Annotated in this window: 16 protein-coding genes and 1 pseudogene; 10 read left to right on the top strand and 7 right to left on the bottom strand. The window is 64.8% G+C overall.

Annotated elements, in window-relative coordinates; all coding sequences use genetic code 11:
* Positions 1-153: 153 nt before the first annotated feature.
* The 6 genes from AC1DQP_RS06420 to AC1DQP_RS06395 all read left to right on the top strand — a co-directional run bounded on the left by AC1DQP_RS06420 (position 154) and on the right by AC1DQP_RS06395 (position 6,443).
* Positions 154-297 (top strand): hypothetical protein, encoded by a 144-nt coding sequence (locus tag AC1DQP_RS06420; RefSeq protein ID WP_457319600.1) that lies wholly within the window; start codon positions 154-156, stop codon positions 295-297.
* The gene (locus tag AC1DQP_RS06415; RefSeq protein ID WP_256775977.1) at positions 294-473 is read left to right on the top strand and encodes a hypothetical protein; all 180 of its coding nucleotides are present in this window, start codon (positions 294-296) and stop codon (positions 471-473) included. The genes AC1DQP_RS06420 and AC1DQP_RS06415 overlap by 4 nt, the downstream gene beginning before the upstream one ends.
* Before the next feature lie 55 nt (positions 474-528).
* Positions 529-1,137: a biliverdin-producing heme oxygenase gene (locus AC1DQP_RS06410; protein WP_457319603.1), complete on the top strand. Its 609-nt coding sequence runs from the start codon at positions 529-531 to the stop codon at positions 1,135-1,137.
* Positions 1,138-1,325: 188 nt separating this feature from the next.
* Entirely contained in the window at positions 1,326-3,560 is a 2,235-nt protein-coding gene (locus tag AC1DQP_RS06405; RefSeq protein WP_457319601.1) for an ATP-binding protein, read from the top strand.
* The gene (locus AC1DQP_RS06400; RefSeq protein ID WP_256775979.1) at positions 3,557-4,030 is read left to right on the top strand and encodes a response regulator; all 474 of its coding nucleotides are present in this window, start codon (positions 3,557-3,559) and stop codon (positions 4,028-4,030) included. The genes AC1DQP_RS06405 and AC1DQP_RS06400 overlap by 4 nt, the downstream gene beginning before the upstream one ends.
* Positions 4,023-6,443: a hybrid sensor histidine kinase/response regulator gene (locus tag AC1DQP_RS06395; RefSeq protein WP_457319602.1), complete on the top strand. Its 2,421-nt coding sequence runs from the start codon at positions 4,023-4,025 to the stop codon at positions 6,441-6,443. Before AC1DQP_RS06400 ends, AC1DQP_RS06395 begins: the two co-directional genes overlap by 8 nt.
* A 245-nt stretch (positions 6,444-6,688) precedes the next feature.
* On the opposite strand, the gene AC1DQP_RS06390 is transcribed toward AC1DQP_RS06395, so the two are convergent.
* The 4 genes from AC1DQP_RS06390 to AC1DQP_RS06375 all read right to left on the bottom strand — a co-directional run bounded on the left by AC1DQP_RS06390 (position 6,689) and on the right by AC1DQP_RS06375 (position 10,362).
* Positions 6,689-7,516: a trypsin-like serine protease gene (locus AC1DQP_RS06390; RefSeq protein WP_478051282.1), complete on the bottom strand. Its 828-nt coding sequence runs from the start codon at positions 7,514-7,516 to the stop codon at positions 6,689-6,691.
* Positions 7,517-7,637: 121 nt separating this feature from the next.
* Complete coding sequence (locus AC1DQP_RS06385; RefSeq protein ID WP_478051277.1) at positions 7,638-8,168, bottom strand: Cif family virulence factor; 531 nt, start codon at positions 8,166-8,168, stop codon at positions 7,638-7,640.
* 91 nt (positions 8,169-8,259) lie between these two features.
* On the bottom strand, positions 8,260-9,348 hold the full coding sequence (locus AC1DQP_RS06380; protein ID WP_457320332.1) for a DUF5694 domain-containing protein: 1,089 nt from the start codon (positions 9,346-9,348) through the stop codon (positions 8,260-8,262).
* A 132-nt stretch (positions 9,349-9,480) separates the two neighbouring features.
* Complete coding sequence (locus AC1DQP_RS06375; RefSeq protein WP_457320340.1) at positions 9,481-10,362, bottom strand: LysR substrate-binding domain-containing protein; 882 nt, start codon at positions 10,360-10,362, stop codon at positions 9,481-9,483.
* A 117-nt stretch (positions 10,363-10,479) separates the two neighbouring features.
* Here AC1DQP_RS06375 and AC1DQP_RS06370 point away from each other — a divergent pair, with 117 nt between their 5' ends.
* Complete coding sequence (locus AC1DQP_RS06370) at positions 10,480-11,355, top strand: aldo/keto reductase family oxidoreductase (RefSeq protein WP_457320330.1); 876 nt, start codon at positions 10,480-10,482, stop codon at positions 11,353-11,355.
* Between the two features lie 24 nt (positions 11,356-11,379).
* Here AC1DQP_RS06370 and AC1DQP_RS06365 read toward each other — a convergent pair whose 3' ends face one another.
* Entirely contained in the window at positions 11,380-11,865 is a 486-nt protein-coding gene (locus AC1DQP_RS06365; protein ID WP_478051276.1) for a YybH family protein, read from the bottom strand.
* A gap of 165 nt (positions 11,866-12,030) precedes the next feature.
* Between AC1DQP_RS06365 and AC1DQP_RS06360 the strand changes: the two genes are divergently transcribed.
* The 3 genes from AC1DQP_RS06360 (at position 12,031) to AC1DQP_RS06350 (ending at position 15,235) form a co-directional block, all read left to right on the top strand.
* Positions 12,031-12,894, top strand: a complete 864-nt coding sequence (locus AC1DQP_RS06360; RefSeq protein WP_457321871.1) for a Smlt3025 familytype IV secretion system inhibitor — start codon at positions 12,031-12,033, stop codon at positions 12,892-12,894.
* Between the two features lie 126 nt (positions 12,895-13,020).
* On the top strand, positions 13,021-13,884 hold the full coding sequence (locus AC1DQP_RS06355) for a Smlt3025 familytype IV secretion system inhibitor (RefSeq protein ID WP_478051281.1): 864 nt from the start codon (positions 13,021-13,023) through the stop codon (positions 13,882-13,884).
* A gap of 25 nt (positions 13,885-13,909) precedes the next feature.
* Positions 13,910-15,235, top strand: coding sequence for a Smlt3024 family type IV secretion system effector (locus AC1DQP_RS06350; protein WP_457321218.1), 1,326 nt, complete (start codon positions 13,910-13,912; stop codon positions 15,233-15,235).
* Between the two features lie 187 nt (positions 15,236-15,422).
* On the opposite strand, the pseudogene AC1DQP_RS06345 reads toward AC1DQP_RS06350, so the two are convergent.
* Positions 15,423-15,635: pseudogene (locus AC1DQP_RS06345) on the bottom strand (S24 family peptidase); the annotation flags it as partial.
* Between the two features lie 572 nt (positions 15,636-16,207).
* Positions 16,208-16,702, bottom strand: a 495-nt coding sequence (locus AC1DQP_RS06340) for a hypothetical protein (protein ID WP_478051275.1), incomplete at its 5' end; no start/stop codon positions are given.

Genomic DNA, 16,702 nt, shown 5'->3' with positions numbered 1-16,702 from the left:
GGGTAGTGCCGGCCGCTGGCCGGCTGCGCCTTCGGTTGGCCGGTGCCGGGAGCCGGCCAGCGGCCGGCACTACCGGATCCATCGGCCAGATGGACGACGGCTTCACGGGGAATCTGCTGAACTGCAGCTGTCGCCCGTGAACATCGACACATCATGAACACCGCATTCAAGATCTTTCTGCTGGTCGGCGCCGTCCTGTATGGGCTGCCGGGCCTGGTGTGGTGGATAAATCACCGCCGCGCCATCCGTGCCCGGCAGGATGTGCCCGCGCTGGGCGCCGACAGGTCGCCAACGTGAGCCTCACCGCCGAACAGCGCCGCATCCTGGATGACATCAACGCCACCCGGCCGATTTCCGATGAGGACGCCAACTGGGCGGTCAATGCCGGTTACGCGGCGCAGGCCGAAGATGGCGACATCGACCTCACCCAGGAAGGGCGCAAGCGGGTCGACTCCACCCGGATCGACCCGTAAAGGCGTGCCAGCGGCCTTGATACGATAGGTGTCCGCCTTCCACTCCTTGCCCCCTGTGCCGTCATCGCAGCCCACCGTCCGTTCCGTACCCGGCGCGTCATTTACGTCACGTGCGCAACGTCTGAAGGCCGCCACCGACCAGGCCCATCGGCGCGTCGATGCGCGGATCCTGGGGATGGACATCTTCGCCAGCCGCGCGGCATTCGCCCGCTTCGTCCGTGTCCAGCATCGTCTGCATGCCGACGTGCAGGGCCTGTACGCCTGCCCGGACATCCTGCAGCGGCTGCCCAGTGTGCAGGGACGGCAACGCATTGCCCTGATCGAACGCGACCTGGCCGATCTCGCCGCAGACGCGCCCGCGGATCACACGGCAGACCCGGTCGCGGGGCCCCTGGCGTACCGGCTCGGCTGGCTTTACGTCGTGGAGGGCTCGGCACTCGGTGGCGCGGTGATCCTGAAGATGGCCGCCGGGCTGGGGCTGCACCCGCACTTTGGTGCGCGCCACCTGGCGCCTGCGCAGGAAGGTGTGGCCACGGCCTGGCGCACGTTCACCGCCGAACTCGATGCGATAGCGCTCGATGAGCGCCAGGAGGCCCTGCTGCTGCAGGGGGCCGATGCCGCATTCGAACGTGTCGCCCGGTATGTCGCCGACGCGTCCGACTGAGGCCGCAGCATTTGCGCGTGCCCTGCACGCGCCTCCGCCGTGCTGCATCGTCACCGGTTCGGCAGACCTGATATGCGAAGCTATGTGCGTCGTGTCACACCAAGAGAGAGTGACCGGTGCTCGCCGGGCAATCGATCGGCGGTGTCCTTCGAGCGGTCTAGTCACGGCAATTGGTGGGGGTCAACAGCATGTCATCCTGGAAGTCCGGCGAAAAACCCCTGGATCTCAGCGGTTGCGCCAGCGAGCCGATACGCACGCCCGGCGCCATACAGCCCTACGGCCTGATCCTCGTGCTGGAGCCGGCATCGCTGGTGGTCACTGCGCGCGCGGTCGCGCGCGAAGAGCTGCTGGAGACATTCGGCGATCCGCTCGGCCAGCCCATCGACACTGTTCTGGGCGGCGCACTGGCGCGGTGCAGGCCGGCCCTGCAAGCCATCGCACAGGACACCTCGCAGTTCCTCGGCGCCCACGCGATCGGCGGGCACGGCGCGCATCATGTGCAGGCCCACCGCGTGGGCGACACCCTCATCGTCGAACTCGAAGCGCCGGTGCCCGGTGAGCCGGGCTCGCTGGAGGATCTGTATCCCTCGATCCGCCACTTCATGGGCGCGATCGAGCGCGCGGCCACGTTGGCCGAACTGTGCGATCTCGCCGCCGCGCAGGTCCGCGAGCTCACCGGCCTGGACCGCGTGCTGGTGTATCGCTTTGACGAAGAGTGGAATGGCGCGGTCATTGCCGAAGACAGGAACGACGCACTGCCCAGCTACCTGGACCTGCGCTTCCCCGAGTCGGATATCCCCGCCCAGGCACGCGAGCTGTACCGGCAGAACCGGGTCCGGCTGATTGCCGACAGCCATTACCAGCCCGTGCCGCTGGTCCGCAGCGCCGCCCTGGCCGATTCCCCGCCCACCGACCTCAGTCCGGTTTCGCTGCGCAGCGTGTCCCCCGTGCACCTGCAGTACATGCGCAACATGGGCACCGGCGCGTCGATGTCGGTGTCGCTGCTGCGCGAAGGCCAGTTGTGGGGGCTGATCTCCTGCCACAACCGGACCCCACGGCGGGTGCCCTATCACGTGCGCACCGCCTGTGAATTCATCGGCCAGATCCTCTCCCTCCAGATCGCGTTGAAAGAACGCGCGTTGGGCGTGGAACAACGCATCGCGCGCCGGGCCATCCAGGTGCGGCTGCTCGCACGCATGGCCGGCGACCAGGATTTCATGGCCGCGCTCGGTCGCGACCAGCGCAGCCTGCTGGCGCTGACCGAGTCGTCCGGCGCGGCGATCGTGCACCGGGGCGAGTGCATCCTGCATGGCGACTGCCCCAGCCAGGCACAGGTGATGCACCTGGTGCAGTGGCTGGCCGCGCAGCAGCGCGAAGGCGATCTGTTCTGTACCGAACGCCTGCCGTCCCTGTGGACGGATGCCGATGCCTTCGCCGACGTCGCCAGCGGCGTACTGGCCATTTCCATTTCGCAGGTGCATGACAGCTACGTGCTGTGGTTCCGCCCCGAGGTCATCCGTACCGTGCGCTGGGGCGGCGACCCGCGCAAGGAAGCGACCGTCGCGCTTACCCCGCGCACGTCCTTTGAAGGCTGGAAGGAAACGGTGCGCCGGCAGTCATCGCCCTGGAACGCGGTCGATCGCGATGCCGCGCTGGAACTGCGCGCGGCCATCGTGGACATCGTGCTGCGCAAGGCCGAGGAAATGGCCGCGCTCAACGAGCAGCTCCTGCGCAGCAACAAGGAGCTGGAAGCCTTCTCCTACTCGGTCAGCCATGACCTGCGCGCACCGTTCCGCCACATCGTGGGCTATTCGGAATTGCTCTGGGCCTCGGCCAGCGACAGATTGAACGATTCAGAAAAGAGATTTCTCGACACCATCGTCGAGTCTGCACAATCTGCGGGAACACTGGTGGATGACCTGCTCAGCTTCTCGCAGATGGGCCGGTCGACGATGGGCCAGATTTCCATGGACATGACCGCCCTGGTCGAGGATGTCCGGCACAAGCTGGACATGGAATATGCCGGACGCTCCATCCAGTGGGCGGTGCCGCCGCTGCCGCGTGTCCAGGCCGACCCCGGCATGCTGCGGCTGGTCTGGCAGAACCTGCTGGCCAACGCGATCAAATTCACCCGCGACACGCCCCAGCCGGTCATCGAGGTGGGGCATCAGCGCACCGACACCGAAGAGGTGTTCTTCGTCCGCGACAATGGCTGCGGGTTCGACATGCGCTACGTGGACAAACTCTTCGGCGTGTTCCAGCGCCTGCACCATTCAGACGAATACGAAGGCACCGGCATCGGCCTGGCCAACGTGCACCGCATCATCACCCGCCACGGCGGCCGCACCTGGGCCGAAGGCGAGGTAGGCGTCGGGGCGACATTCTTCTTCACCATCCCCTTCGCTACTGGAGACAAAGTATGAGAGATCTGCGACCGATCCTGCTCGTGGAAGACAACCCGAAAGACGCTGAACTGACCATGGCCGCCCTCGCCCGCTGCCAGCTGCTGAATGACGTCACCCATGTGCGTGACGGCGTGGAAGCGCTTGAGTACCTGCGTTGCCAGGGCCGCTACGCGGGCGCCATGCATGGCGGCCCGGTGGTGGTACTGCTGGACCTGAAACTGCCCAAGCTCAATGGGCTGGACGTGCTCCGTGAAATACGTACAGACGCCGCGCTGAGCAGCACGCCGGTGGTGATGCTGACCTCCTCGCGCGAAGAACAGGACCTGATCCGCAGCTACGAGCTGGGCGTGAACGCCTTCGTGGTCAAGCCGGTGGACTTCAAGGAGTTCCTGGAGGCCATCCAGGGCCTGGGCATGTTCTGGGGCATCACCAATCAACCACCGCCGCACGGGACCCTGTTCGGCGCCAAGAGCAGAAAAGATGGCTGAAGCAGCACCAGGCACGCCAATCCGCATCCTGATGGTCGAGGACAATGCGCTGGATGCCGAACTCATCACACTGCAGCTGGGCCGCGCCGGGCTGCCCTTTGCCGTTGAACGCACCTGGTCCCACCAGGGAATGCTCGATGCCCTGCGCGGCGGTGCGTTCGACGTCATCCTGGCCGACCATGTACTGCCCGGCTTCGACGGCGACGCCGCGCTGGCGCTGGCGTGCGAGGTCGCCCCGGAAATCCCCTTCATCTTCGTCTCCGGCACCCTGACCGAAGAACTCGCGGTCCAGGCGCTCAGGCGCGGTGCCCGCGACTATGTGGTCAAGTCGCGGCTGCAGCGGCTGCCCGATGCCATCGTCCGCGCCATCGGCGAGGCCCAGGAGCGACGCCGGCTGGCCCGCGTGGAGGCCGAGCTGCACGACAGCCACCAGCGGCTGCGGTTGATCACCGATTCGCTGCCGGCGCTGATCGCCTATTTCGGTCAGGACCACCGTTACCGGTTCGCCAACCAGGCCTATTTCGAATGGCACGGGCGCGACCCGGAAAGCCTGATCGGCATGCACGCGCGCGAGATCGTCGGCGATGAGGCGTTCGCGCAGATGCAGCAGCACCTGGACAAGGTGCTGCTGGGCCAGAAGGTCAGCTTCGAAACGCTGTCCCACCGCAACGGCGCCACGCCGCGCTATGCCCAGGTCGACTGCGTGCCCGAGCTCACCGCCGACGGCACGGTCATGGGGTACTACGCCATGGCCCGCGACATCAGCGAATTGAAGCAGGCGCAGTCGTTGCTGAAAGCCAGCAACGAATCGCTTGAGCGCCAGGTCGACGAGCGCACCTCGGCCCTGCACCGCAGCGAAAGCCGGCTGCAGGCGCTGTTCGAGTCCAGCTTCCAGCACCAGAATCTGCTGACCCTGGATGGCCGCATCATCGACACCAACTCCGCCTCGCTGGCCGCCATCCTGGCGACCAAGCAGGAGGTGCGCGGTGCGGTCTACTGCGAATCGGCGTGGTTTGCCGATACCGAGGGCGTACCGGCGATCGTCTGCCAGGCGGTGCTTGAGGCCGCCGCAGGGGTGGCCTCCCGGCATGAGCTGGAGCTGCGCCTGCCCACCGGCATGCGGGCCTTCGAATTTTCCTTCCGGCCGCTGCTGGACCACCAGGGCAAGGTCACCGCCGTGGTATCCGAAGCGGTGGAGACCACCGCGCGCCGCCAGGCCGAGGAAGCCCTCCGCCAGAGCCAGAAGATCGAGGCCGTCGGCCAGCTCACCGGCGGCATCGCCCACGATTTCAACAATATCCTGACCGTGATCGCCGGCAACGTGGAGTATGCCCAGCTGCTGATCGACCGGCTCGGCGACAGCGCCGGCAATGCCGCGCACTCGCTGGACAACGCACTCAAAGGCGTGATGCGTGCGGCCAACGTCACCCAGCGATTGCTCGCCTTCTCGCGTCGGCAGCCGCTGCGCAATCTGCCGGTGGACCTCAACGCGCAGGTCAGCGACATGCAGGACATGCTCAAGCGTTCGCTCGGCGAACTGGTGCAACTGGAAATGCTGCACAGCCCGGACATCTGGTGCGTGGAGATCGACCCGAGCCAGCTGGAGGCCTCGGTGCTCAACCTGGCCGTCAACGCGCGCGACGCGATGCCCGAGGGAGGACGGCTCACCATCGAGGTGGACAACGCCCATCTGGATGACGATTTCAGCAACCAGAACCCCGATGTGCCGCCGGGCCACTACGCGATGGTGCGCGTGCGCGACAGCGGCCACGGCATGTCCGCCGAAACCAGGGCGCGCGTGTTCGAACCGTTCTTCACCACCAAGGAAGTGGGCCGCGGCACCGGCCTGGGATTGTCGATGGTGTACGGGTTCGTCAAGCAGTCCGGTGGTCACGTGCTGCTCGATTCCGCACCTGGCATCGGCACCACCATCACCATGCTGTTCCCGCGTTCGTCGGCGCCGCTGCCGCATGATCGGCCGCTCGGCGAACCGCGACAGGGACTCTACGAGGTCCTGGAGGACACCACGATCCTGGTCGCCGAAGACAACGACGATGTCCGCGCCTACACCGTGGAAACCCTGCGCCAGCTCGGTTACCGCGTGCTGGAAGCGCATGACGGCCCCTCTGCCATGCGACTTCTGGAGCGTACCGATGTCAGCGTGGACCTGTTGTTCTCGGACATCGTGATGCCCGGCATGTCCGGGTGGGAGCTGGCCAAACGGGCGTTGGCGCGAAATCCCGGCCTGCATGTGCTGTTCACCTCCGGCTACCCGCGCGACCTCGATGCCAGCGGTGCGCTTGGCCGGAACATTGCGATCCTGGCCAAGCCGTTCACCCGGAGCGACCTGGCCGGATCGATCCAGACCGCATTGCAGGAGGACCCGGCCGGGTCCCTCGCTGACGCGCCATGACAAGGCGTTTGACGGGGTACGGCTCATCCCGTCCGGTGGCGGTTACGCGCGTGGCGGAAGCTTCAGCAGCGCTCTGGTGCGCGCGACGGTGTGAATGTTGCGGTGTCGACATGGAAGGCATCCTTGCTTTCGCAGGGTGATGGGGCAAGTGACCTGCAGGAAAGCGATTGCACCCAGCGAACGTCTTTGGTCTGTACCGCAGGATGGCCGCCAGTGCGCTTCACTGCCGGCATCGCGTAACGCGGTCAGTGGGCCGATCCGGATTCGCCAGAAAGTACACCCTCAATCCACCCGCGGTAGTAGCTCAAACGCACGTTGCAGCTGATCTGCCCATAACGCCCGGGCCAGGCCGTCAGCACATTGCCCTCCACGAATTTCCATGAGGCCAGCCCCGCCAGCACCCAATGGCCGCCGTCCTGCACAAGCACGGGACCGCCACTGTCCCCGTTGCCCAGCACGCCTTCCAGGGGTAGCCCCGTGGGCGGCTTGTCGAACACATAGCAGAACCAGCGGTCGTAGGCGCTGGAGACCTGGTTGAACGCGCGCCGCAACTCGCCGCGATGGCTGGCCTTGGGATCTTGCCCGGTGGCACCGGTGCCCGTAGCGCCCTTGCCCAGCATCTTAACGCGCTGGTTGTACTCTTCAGTGCCTTTGTACAGCGCGACAGGCGCCACATCGGTCACCGGGCGCGCCAACTTGATCAGCGCGATGTCATCGCCTGCTGCAAGAAACACCACGATCAGCATGGCCTCGCCGGTCGCCGTCGCCTGATCGATCAAGGCCTGCGGCAGCGGCTTGTAGCCGGCGTGCACGACAACGCGCTCTACGTCCCGGTCGACCCCGTTGATCGCTACCCGCTTGAGATCCGAGTGCTGTGGGATGGTATGGGCGGCGGTGACCACCCACTGCGGCGCAACCAGCACGCCATGGCCTTCACCGGGCATGTCGACCAACGCGGGAAACTCAGACGCYGGCACCCGGTACTGCGCGTCATCGACATCGTCTCGAATGACGATGGCATTGGCCGTTGAGGAGAACAGCAGGAACACCAGGAGCGACAGTAGTCTGTTCATATTCACGGCGGTAGACGTGCTTGAGAGCGTGATCGCCGGGTCCTGAAGATCGAACCCGCGAGGCGAGGTGTGGAGGATGCCATGGCGCGCAGCAGACCGCCGACCATCGGATTCAATGGGCTCAGCCCGCAGGATCGCTTCGCTTGTCTCTGATGGAGTAAACCACCGAGAAGATCTTCCAGCCCTGCTCGGTCCGGACCAGTTGCCACATTTCCTTCCCCCAGTTGGTCTTCGCGCCATTGGCCAGGAACGCGTAGTCAAACGACACCGACGCCACGTCGCCATCGGTGTCGATCTTCACGTTGGAGAACGTCTCCTCCCTAGGCTCCGCAGTGCCAACCACCTCATCGATCAGGGCGACAAAGTTGTTGGACGGAATGCGACGTGCCTTGATCGCGTCAGGCTTCGACGTGCGGATCTCCTTAAGGCGCGCATCCTCCGAGACGAATTGCCAGCCGACGTTCTCTGGCTTGTCGGAAAAGAACAGCGCCATATAGGCCGCCTTGTCCTTGTGGATCAGCGATGTCCGAAACGATTCCACCACCTGCTCGATGGCCCGGATGTCGGAGGCGACATTGCGCGCCGCACTTGCCGGTGCGCAGACGCTGAGTGCGAGGACGAACACAGCCAGCCAACTCATTCTCTTGGACATACGGCCTTCCTGATTCCCGACTGTTTCAGATCATAAGGTGATCGGACAGCGAGCGCTCGACGGCAAACGCTACAGCGGCGTTCCTCCTCACTCAATGCAGCACCTCCTCGGCATCCACCAGCTGCACGTCATGCATCAGGTTGAGGTAGGCCTCGTAATACGGTTTGTGCGATGCGCCCACAATGGCCAGCATGCGCGTGCCAGGCGTCTGCCCGAGCACGTCGCGGATGTTGGCAACCATGCGCAGGTTGCGGGTTTCCCAGTAACCCACGTAATTGCGCCCGAACCCCTGTGGCGATGGCTCGACCAGGGCCGCGCCGAAGTCGCTCATGTAGGTCTGCATCGCGGCCTCCGGGGCGTTGTACGCGCGGTAGATCGCCAGCATCCCGTCGGGGGTGTCCAGATGGGCGTAGAGCGGAATGTCCGCATCGGCGCGGGCCTTCGTGTACGGGTTGTCCCACGCCTTCTGGATGGCTTCACCGGCCGCCGCTTCCACCTCCTTGGGCGAGGTCGCATCGGCGGTGTGGTCATCCACCGCCCACACCCGCTCCAGCCCCAGCCGCGCGGCAAGCGTGGCAGCTACCAGCACGGATTCATCGCGGCGCTGCAGGCGCTTGTCCAGGTAGGCCACCAGTTCATCGGTCAGGCTGTCGGCCGCAATGCGCTGCTGCGGTGCCAGGCGCAACCATTGCACCACCGCCGAGTTGCGTTCACCGGCGGCCAGCCAGAGCGCGGCCAGCCGTCGCCGCTGCGCCGCACTCGGCGTGGCCGGCCAGGTTGCCAGCAGCCGCTCGGCTTCGGCGTTTGCGGCCGGCACGTCCAGGCCTGTCGCGCGCTGGGCCGGGCCGGTATCGACGCAATAGCTGCCGACGCTGTCGGCATAACGCGCGGGAGACCGGCGCATGAAGTCGCACTGCAGCCCGGATACCGCCTCGACGGCGATCGCCTCCGGCTTCCATGCGACCAGGCGCGCCAGCAGCGGTTCCAGCTGCGCCGGTGCGAAGGTTTTCGGCAGTGCCGACAGGTGCGGCGAGCCCAGCACCAGCACCTCGTTGGGGCGGCCGGCCGGCGGCCCCTTCAACTGCTCCGGGTGAAAGCCGGGTTGATAGGCCGGGCCGGCGGCGAGCGCACTGGCGCTGCACAGGCCAAGGAAGACGATGCTACCGATGTATTTGATCATGGTGCCTCCGTGCAATGGCCGGTGCCTTGCCTGTCGGCGATGCTGCTCGCGTTACCACGCGATGGGAAGCCCCGTAGGTCATGGCAACCCTTTCCGCGTTTACTGCATCGCGGCGTACGCACCGCAACACGCTCACCCGGCTTGTGCCTTGATGAAATCGATGAAGGCCCTGAGCGGCGGGGGCACGAGGGTTCGATTGGGGTAGTAAAGGAAAGGACCGGGAAATGACTGCCACCACGACTGCAGCACCGGCTCCAGTACACCGGCGCTGAGAGACGGCTGCAGCCAATCCTCGAACAAATGGATGATGCCGCTGCCGGCTGCGGCAGCCGCTACCGCAAGATCGACGCCCCCTCCAATCTCCACCAGCAGCTGCCCGCGCGGGACGATGGTCACCACTTCCCCGCCCCGCTCGAATTCCCATTCGGACACCGCGCCACTGGGAAACCGCCCGCGAATGCAGTCGTGATCGAACAGATCACGCGGGTGCGCAGGCCGCCCGCGACGGTCCAGGTAAGACGGTGCCGCTGCCGTCGCGCTGCGTTGCACCCGCGGCCCGATCGGCATGGCGATCATGTCCTGCTGCAGGCGCTCGCCATAGCGGATGCCGGCATCGCACCCCGCCGCGATGACGTCAACAAAACTCTCCTGGGTGAGGACCTCCACGCTGATGTCCGGATGCGCGGCCATGAAAGGCGGCAGGATCGCCGGCAATACCAGGCGCGCCGCACTGACCGGCACATTGAGCCGCAGCGTTCCTGTCGGCGTGCTGCGGAAGGCACTGATCGCGTCGGTCGCGGTATCCAGCTCCCGCAGGGCCGGCTCGGCGCGTGCCAGCAGCACCTTGCCCGCATCGGTGAGTCCCACGCTGCGGGTGGTGCGATTGAGCAGTCTCACACCGAGCTGGGCTTCGATGCGCTTGACCGCCTCGCTCAGGTGGGACGCGCTGAGGTCGGCCGCTCTGGCCGCTTCGCGGAAGCCCCCTGCCCGCGCCACCAGGACGAAGGCCTGCATATCGCCCAGCCGCGTGCTCATTGTTCGCCTCTCCGGACAGCCCGTTCGCTTTATATCGGATTGTCGCACAGCCGTCCCGGCCCTAGATTTTCTCCATCCCCGCCAAGAGTTCCCGCCATGACCGACCAGCCCGCTCTGCCCACCTTCACCCTTGGCGATCGTGCCGTTGCCCGCCTGGGATACGGGGCCATGCAGTTGGCAGGCCCCCACGTCTTCGGCCCACCGAAAGACCGCGATGCCGCCGTGCGCGTGCTGCGCGAGGCGGTCGAGCGGGGCGTCAACCATCTGGATACCAGCGATTTCTACGGCCCGCACATCACCAACCAGATCATCCGCGAGGCCCTTCATCCCTATCGCGCGGGGCTGACCATCGCAACCAAAGTGGGCGCCAGGCGCGGTGCCGAGGGCCAGTGGCTGCCGACGATGTCCGCCGCCGAACTCACCCGCGCCGTGCATGACAACCTGCGCAACCTGGGCCTGGAGGTGCTGGACGTGGTCAACCTGCGCTGCATGTTCAACGTCATGGCCCCGGCCGAGGGGTCGATCGCGCCCTCTCTCACGGTGCTGGCCGAGTTGCAGCAGCGCGGCCTCATCCGCCATATCGGTCTGAGCAACGTCACCGCCACCCAGGTCGCGGAGGGGCGCGCGCTCTGCGACATCGCCTGCGTGCAGAACCAGTACAACCTGGTGCATCGCAACGACGATGCCTTGGTGGATGCGCTGGCGCGGGATGGCATCGCCTACGTGCCGTTCTTCCCGCTGGGCGGCTTCAGCCCGTTGCAGTCCACCGCGCTTTCGACCATCGCAGCGAAACTGCACGCTACCCCGATGCAGGTAGCGCTGGCGTGGCTGCTGCGCCGTTCGCCCAACATCCTGCTCATCCCGGGGACCTCGTCGGTGGATCACCTGCGCGAGAACATGGCATCGGCAGACCTTGTTCTCGACGACGGGGACATCACCGCGCTGGATGCCGTCGCGCGGTTGCAGGGCTGACAGCCGTCGGCAGCGCCGCAGACGTCACTCCACGCCTGCGCGTTTCTCCGCCGCGTTCAGATTGTCCATGTCCGAGAAGATCTTCCACGGCTGGCCGGGCATGCGCTGCAATGTCAGCGTGAACTTCCCCACCTCGCCGCCTGCGCCGTAGCGGTATGCACCGATGATGTACCCGGTGGTGGCGTCGGTGGAATAGGCCAGGGCACGCAGTTGCAATGGCCCGCCACCTTTTCCCTTGAACCCTGCCTCGTAGGCCGCGCGGATGGCCTGCTGACCGCGGATCGGCGGCCGATGGTTCTGCAGCACGAAACCGTCCTCGGCGAACAGCGCTGCAAGCGCGGCCGCATCGCCTGCCCGCCACGCATGCTCGTAGTCGCGCAGCAATCGATCCAGCGGCGATGGCAGCGCGTCGTCGGAAAGGTGGGCAGGCACCGGGACGTCCTGCGCACGCGTCGGCCCGCCCAACAGGGCGAGACCGAGAAACAGCCACGAAAGCGTTGAACCGCGCATTGGTCATGATCTCCCGGCACTGTCGATGGTTTGAATCGAAACGATTTATCGGTCGGGCGCCGCATCGCCAGCGTTGCTCCGGCGGCGCCGCCACCCGGCTTCATGGCTGGTCCGTGGCGCACAGGTTACCTATAGTTGGCGCCACACCAAGCAATGGAATGCTCAATGCGCGTAATGTCATCCGGGCGGTGCCTGGCACTTGCGCTCGCCGTCGCGGTGACCGCCACGGCCTGCACGCGTCCGCCGTCCACCGGCCAGGAGCCGGATGGAACGGTGCCCGGGGCTACGCAGATTGGCCGCACCATCAACGGCCATACCTATTCCGATGCGCCGGTGGATGTGAAGCTGGGGCCGACGACCTTCCGCATTCCCGCCAATTACCTGGACAGCCAGATTGCACCATGGCCCGGCGAAGGCGTCACGCTTGTCATTGAATGGCCGGATATGACACCAACGCCGCCAGGTGCGCGGGCGAATCCTCGGACGAATGATTTCCGGAAGGAGATTGCGGTGTCGATCGATTACATCGACCGGGTTCCCATTGAGACTTCGCTGGAACGGCTTTCCTCCAATGAGGCCATCACCGAAGCCGGCTCAGTGGAGCGGGGAAATCCGAAGAATCGGCTTGATCTGCGCGTGGCACACCCTGAGAAGTTGGGACTTACGCCCTACGCCATCGATGAAGCGAGGATGGCGGTCTACTCTAAGGCATACGAAGCCCGTTACGGAAAGCCGTACGCCCGCAACGCTGCCAGTGAGTATGACTGGTACGTTGCGCGCGATCCCAGAGGCGCTCTGACCACCTTCATCAAGTGCGAGAGCACCTCGTTCCGCGGAGACGGCGTGCGACTGGAGGGCGATCAGGTCGTTGACGAGGAAGGCACTGTTGCAGCCGGGTGCTTCCACTATTTTTCGGATGTCGAGAACAAGCTGTCCATCACCTTGAATTACAAGCGCGCCTTCCTGAAGGACTGGAAGCGCATGGAGGGCGCAGTACGGAACGTACTGGAAAGCACCAARGCCAATTGACAACTCTAGCCACAGGGGTCCAATGCGTCAGCGCGCAGGTTATGTGCCATGACCCTGAATCCGTCGCTGTCCCATGACGGTCAGTTTGCCTATAGTTGGCTCCAAACCAAGCAATGGACTGTCCCCATGCGCGTGATGAGATCCGGGTCGTGCCTGACGCTGGCGCTTGCCGTTGCTGTCAGCGCCTGCGCGTGCGCAAGGACGCCGCCCACCGAACAGAAAGGGAGTTCAGCCATGTCGGAACCTGCACATACCGGTAGAACCATCAACGGCCATACCTATTCCGATGCGCCAGTGGATGTGAAGCTGGGCCCGACTACCTTCCGCATTCCAGCCAACTACCTGGACAGCCAAATTGCGCCGTGGCCAGGCGAGGGCGTGACCCTTGTCATTGAATGGCCGGATATGACGCCGACGCCGCCGGGGGCGCGTGCGAATCCTCGGACGAATGATTTCCGGAAGGAAATATCGGTGTCGATCAACTACATCGACAGAATTCCCATCGAGACATCCCTGTCGCGGCTTTCCTCCAATGAAGCCGTTACCGAAGCCGAATCGGTGGAGCGTCGCGATCCAAGAGACCGTCTCGACCTTCGCGTAGCCGGGCCGGAGACGTTGGGATTGACCCCCTACGCTATTGACGAGGCGAAGATGGCCGCTTACTCGAAGGACTATGAAGCGCGCTATGGGAAACCGCCTGTTCGCAATCTCGCCTATGAGGACGACTGGTACGTTGCACGCGGCGCGGAGGGTGACCTCACCAGCTTCATCAAATGCGAAAGCCCCACCTTCCGCGGGGATGGTGTGCGACTGGACGGTGGCAATGTGGTTGACGACGCAGATCCAGTTGCGGCCGGCTGCGTACACTATTTCGTGGATGTGGGAAGCAAGCTGTCGATCACCCTTAACTACAAGCGAGCATTTTTGAAGGACTGGAAGCGCATGGAAGATGCGGTGCGGGACGTCCTGACACACACCAAGGTCAGGTAGCCACAGCACCTACAGGGAGTAAGGCATGAGTGGATTGACACAGCGCGACATCAGAATCCTGAGCAGCTATGCCAGCACAGGTAATCGGGAGCTGTATTGGAACTATCTTTCACAGCTGCCCGGTTCGGATGGTTACGGCACGTTGGCACTCGGCGTTGTTCGCAACGACAGCCTGCCAGGCCGCGTAGCCAACAGTTACGCACAGGACTACGCCCAAGCGCAGCACGATAGTGGATCACGCTTCCCCAATGCCGAGTTGAGCGAGCGACAGTGGGAGTCTTTCGGGCAAACGCTGCTCAAGCAGGATCTTGCGCTACGAAAGTACTGGTCTGAGAACGAGCGTCCGGATCTGGCGCTGAATCTTCCTGGCAAGGACGTCATGGTCGCTCACGATCGCGCATTCGAGCAGCATCGCCTCGACCCCAACTGTTGGACACCCCGTGTGCTGCTGCAGGCCGCGTTGGAAAAGAGCGGGCCCCAGAAGCTGGAGCAGATCTGGTCGAACATGCTCGACAACGACTATCTCGGCGGCCCTCGCGTGCGCGACACCAGCGTTGACGCGATTCAGCAGATGGGTTGGGTAGCCGGCGGCGCGTATCTGGGCAGGCTGACCGCACATGAGGTTACGCAGGCCCTCGAAGGCCGCGCCTCGGTCGACCCCAATGTCATCGGCGGCAACAGCGCCTACGCGATGTACTTCGAACGCGACCAGAAGTGGGTCAACGTGAGCAGCGGCGGCGGTCACCTGTCCATGCGGGAGGAAACCCGCCCCCATCGCATCGCCGAACTCGATGATGCACGCGAGGTGCGCCTGGAGCGGCAGCACAAAGCCACCCAGTTCCATGCCGATGACCCCTACCGCAGCATCACCCGCAGTCCGCTGACCGCGTCGGTTGATGGCGTCCCGGGTGAGCGGCACCCGCCGACCCGGCTGGCCGACATCGGCCCGGGCCACCCCGAGTACGGCTTGCTGCAGCAGGTTCGCCAGGGCGTGGCCGCCCTCGATGCGCAGGCCGGCCGCGCGCCCGATGAGAGCAGCGAGCGTCTGACCGCCAGCGTGATGGCCCTGGCCCGCCAGAGCAATCTGGAGCGGGCCGACCACATCGTGCTGAGCGTGCAGACGGCAGACAGCGCTGCCGGGCGCACGGTCTTCGTGGTGCAGGGCGACCTGAACGACCCTGCGCACCGCCGCGCATCCATGCCCACCGACGTGGCCGTGCAGACGCCGGTCGCGCAATCACTGCAGCAGTTGGAGGTGGCCAGTGCGGAGCGCCAGCAGGCGACCGTGCAGGTCCTGGATCAGCAGCAGGACGCCCCGGCCCGCGAGAATCCGGCGGTACGCATGGGGTAGCCGCTTCCAGAGCGAGGCGTTGRCCGGCCGTCACAATCCCCCTGCCGGCCGCCGGTCCCACCTGTCCCGCCAAGCCACGCACACCGGTGTGCGACTCAGCATAGTTAGTGGGAGACCGGCCACCATAAATGGTGGCCAGTCTTTACCTAGGAGCACCACAAGGATCTCGAAGGCGTCGGGCGCCAAGTCAAAGTAACGTCCCAATCGATTCGATTAAACCGGGGCGTGGCTCCAGATGGTGCTCGAACACCTGGAGCGCCTTGCACGTAGGCTGAGTGCCGTCCCAGATGGCAATTTCCAAGTCGCCGGGTTGCGGTTGGACGGATCGGTCAATCACAAGAATGTCGCCGTCGCTGATGCCGACCCCCAGCATGGACCGACCGTCTGCGCCGTACAGGAAGGTTGCCGCCGGACCAAGAGACGGTGCAGATCGACTGCTTCGTCCATGAAGTCGTCAGCGGGGGGAGGGGAAGCCCAAGCGGGCGCGTGCGCCGGCCAAGGGAACGAAATGCGCTGGCCCGTCAATGGCGGCGGCGCCGATTAAGGTGGCGATCGTGTGGGGATTAGTGAGAGGCCCGCATGGCGGGAACTCTGGCTGGGCGTAGTCTCATCGCGAGAGACGGAAATGTTAGTAAAGTTACTAATTGACTGGATGAAAGATTCCCTCCGACGCGTGTTCCGCTGCTGGCCGATCGTGTACAGGGCGGCAGTGCTCCACGGGGCCAACGAAGGGGCGGCACATGCGTTACGCAGCCGTTACGCATGCGCAACACATTGTTCTATCCATGACCAGTCTGCGCGCCACTCGGGGGCCGACAATAGCAGGGCACCACCGACCGGAGCCTGGAAACAGGAGTGGTGCATCGAGGGATCTTTAGATCCATCCCCAGCCTGGTGCGGGATAGGCAGTATAGCTGCCGAAGAGCTTACCGATATTGAAATACCGAGGGCGCCCTACCGGGGCGCCCTTTTTTATCTCCCTACCAACTTGCGCTTGAACAGGGTGCGCACCTTGTAGAGCGCTCCGTGGGTAGGCAAGGTTTGGAGGCCCCGATCGAGCGGGTAGGACGAGATCACTCGGACCTTGATTTCCGAATCTGCATCCACCGATTTTTGGATGGCCGTGAAGACCGCCGCTCCGTCCAGCTCGGTGGTGAACCACTGCTCGCCATTGCGGCTGAAGTGCTGCCGAACGTGGCCCTCCAGGAACTGCTGCTGCATGAAGGGCACCACCTCGAAGCTCAAGGCGTGTCGCCGGCGGCAGATATACCGCCGTTCGTGCCTTACGGGGTGGAAGTGCGGCCCGTTCTCCTTCTCATCGGTAAAGGTGTGCGGGCCGAACGTATAGCGCACCGTTACAGGTGTGCCGTCTAGGTCGATCACGCATTCCACGTCGTTGAGATGGGTCAAGCCGTAGCACGTTCCGCTGTGCCAGAAATCTCTCCAAGCCAATATAAACTCCTTGCC

It is taken from the genome of Stenotrophomonas sp. P5_A8, assembly GCF_056400545.1.
Note: the sequence above shows the minus strand (reverse complement) of the source record. Positions and strands in the feature narration are given on the sequence as shown.

Excerpts from the sequence above, each read along its gene's own strand:
- AC1DQP_RS06380 (WP_457320332.1), bottom strand. The coding sequence starts at position 9,348 with ATGATCAAATACATCGGTAGCATCGTCTTCCTTGGCCTGTGCAGCGCC.
- AC1DQP_RS06350 (WP_457321218.1), top strand. The coding sequence starts at position 13,910 with ATGAGTGGATTGACACAGCGCGACATCAGAATCCTGAGCAGCTATGCC.
- AC1DQP_RS06375 (WP_457320340.1), bottom strand. The coding sequence starts at position 10,362 with ATGCAGGCCTTCGTCCTGGTGGCGCGGGCAGGGGGCTTCCGCGAAGCG.
- AC1DQP_RS06365 (WP_478051276.1), bottom strand. The coding sequence starts at position 11,865 with ATGCGCGGTTCAACGCTTTCGTGGCTGTTTCTCGGTCTCGCCCTGTTG.
- AC1DQP_RS06405 (WP_457319601.1), top strand. The coding sequence starts at position 1,326 with ATGTCATCCTGGAAGTCCGGCGAAAAACCCCTGGATCTCAGCGGTTGC.
- AC1DQP_RS06370 (WP_457320330.1), top strand. The coding sequence starts at position 10,480 with ATGACCGACCAGCCCGCTCTGCCCACCTTCACCCTTGGCGATCGTGCC.
- AC1DQP_RS06395 (WP_457319602.1), top strand. The coding sequence starts at position 4,023 with ATGGCTGAAGCAGCACCAGGCACGCCAATCCGCATCCTGATGGTCGAG.
- AC1DQP_RS06385 (WP_478051277.1), bottom strand. The coding sequence starts at position 8,168 with ATGTCCAAGAGAATGAGTTGGCTGGCTGTGTTCGTCCTCGCACTCAGC.
- AC1DQP_RS06400 (WP_256775979.1), top strand. The coding sequence starts at position 3,557 with ATGAGAGATCTGCGACCGATCCTGCTCGTGGAAGACAACCCGAAAGAC.
- AC1DQP_RS06420 (WP_457319600.1), top strand. The coding sequence starts at position 154 with ATGAACACCGCATTCAAGATCTTTCTGCTGGTCGGCGCCGTCCTGTAT.
- AC1DQP_RS06355 (WP_478051281.1), top strand. The coding sequence starts at position 13,021 with ATGCGCGTGATGAGATCCGGGTCGTGCCTGACGCTGGCGCTTGCCGTT.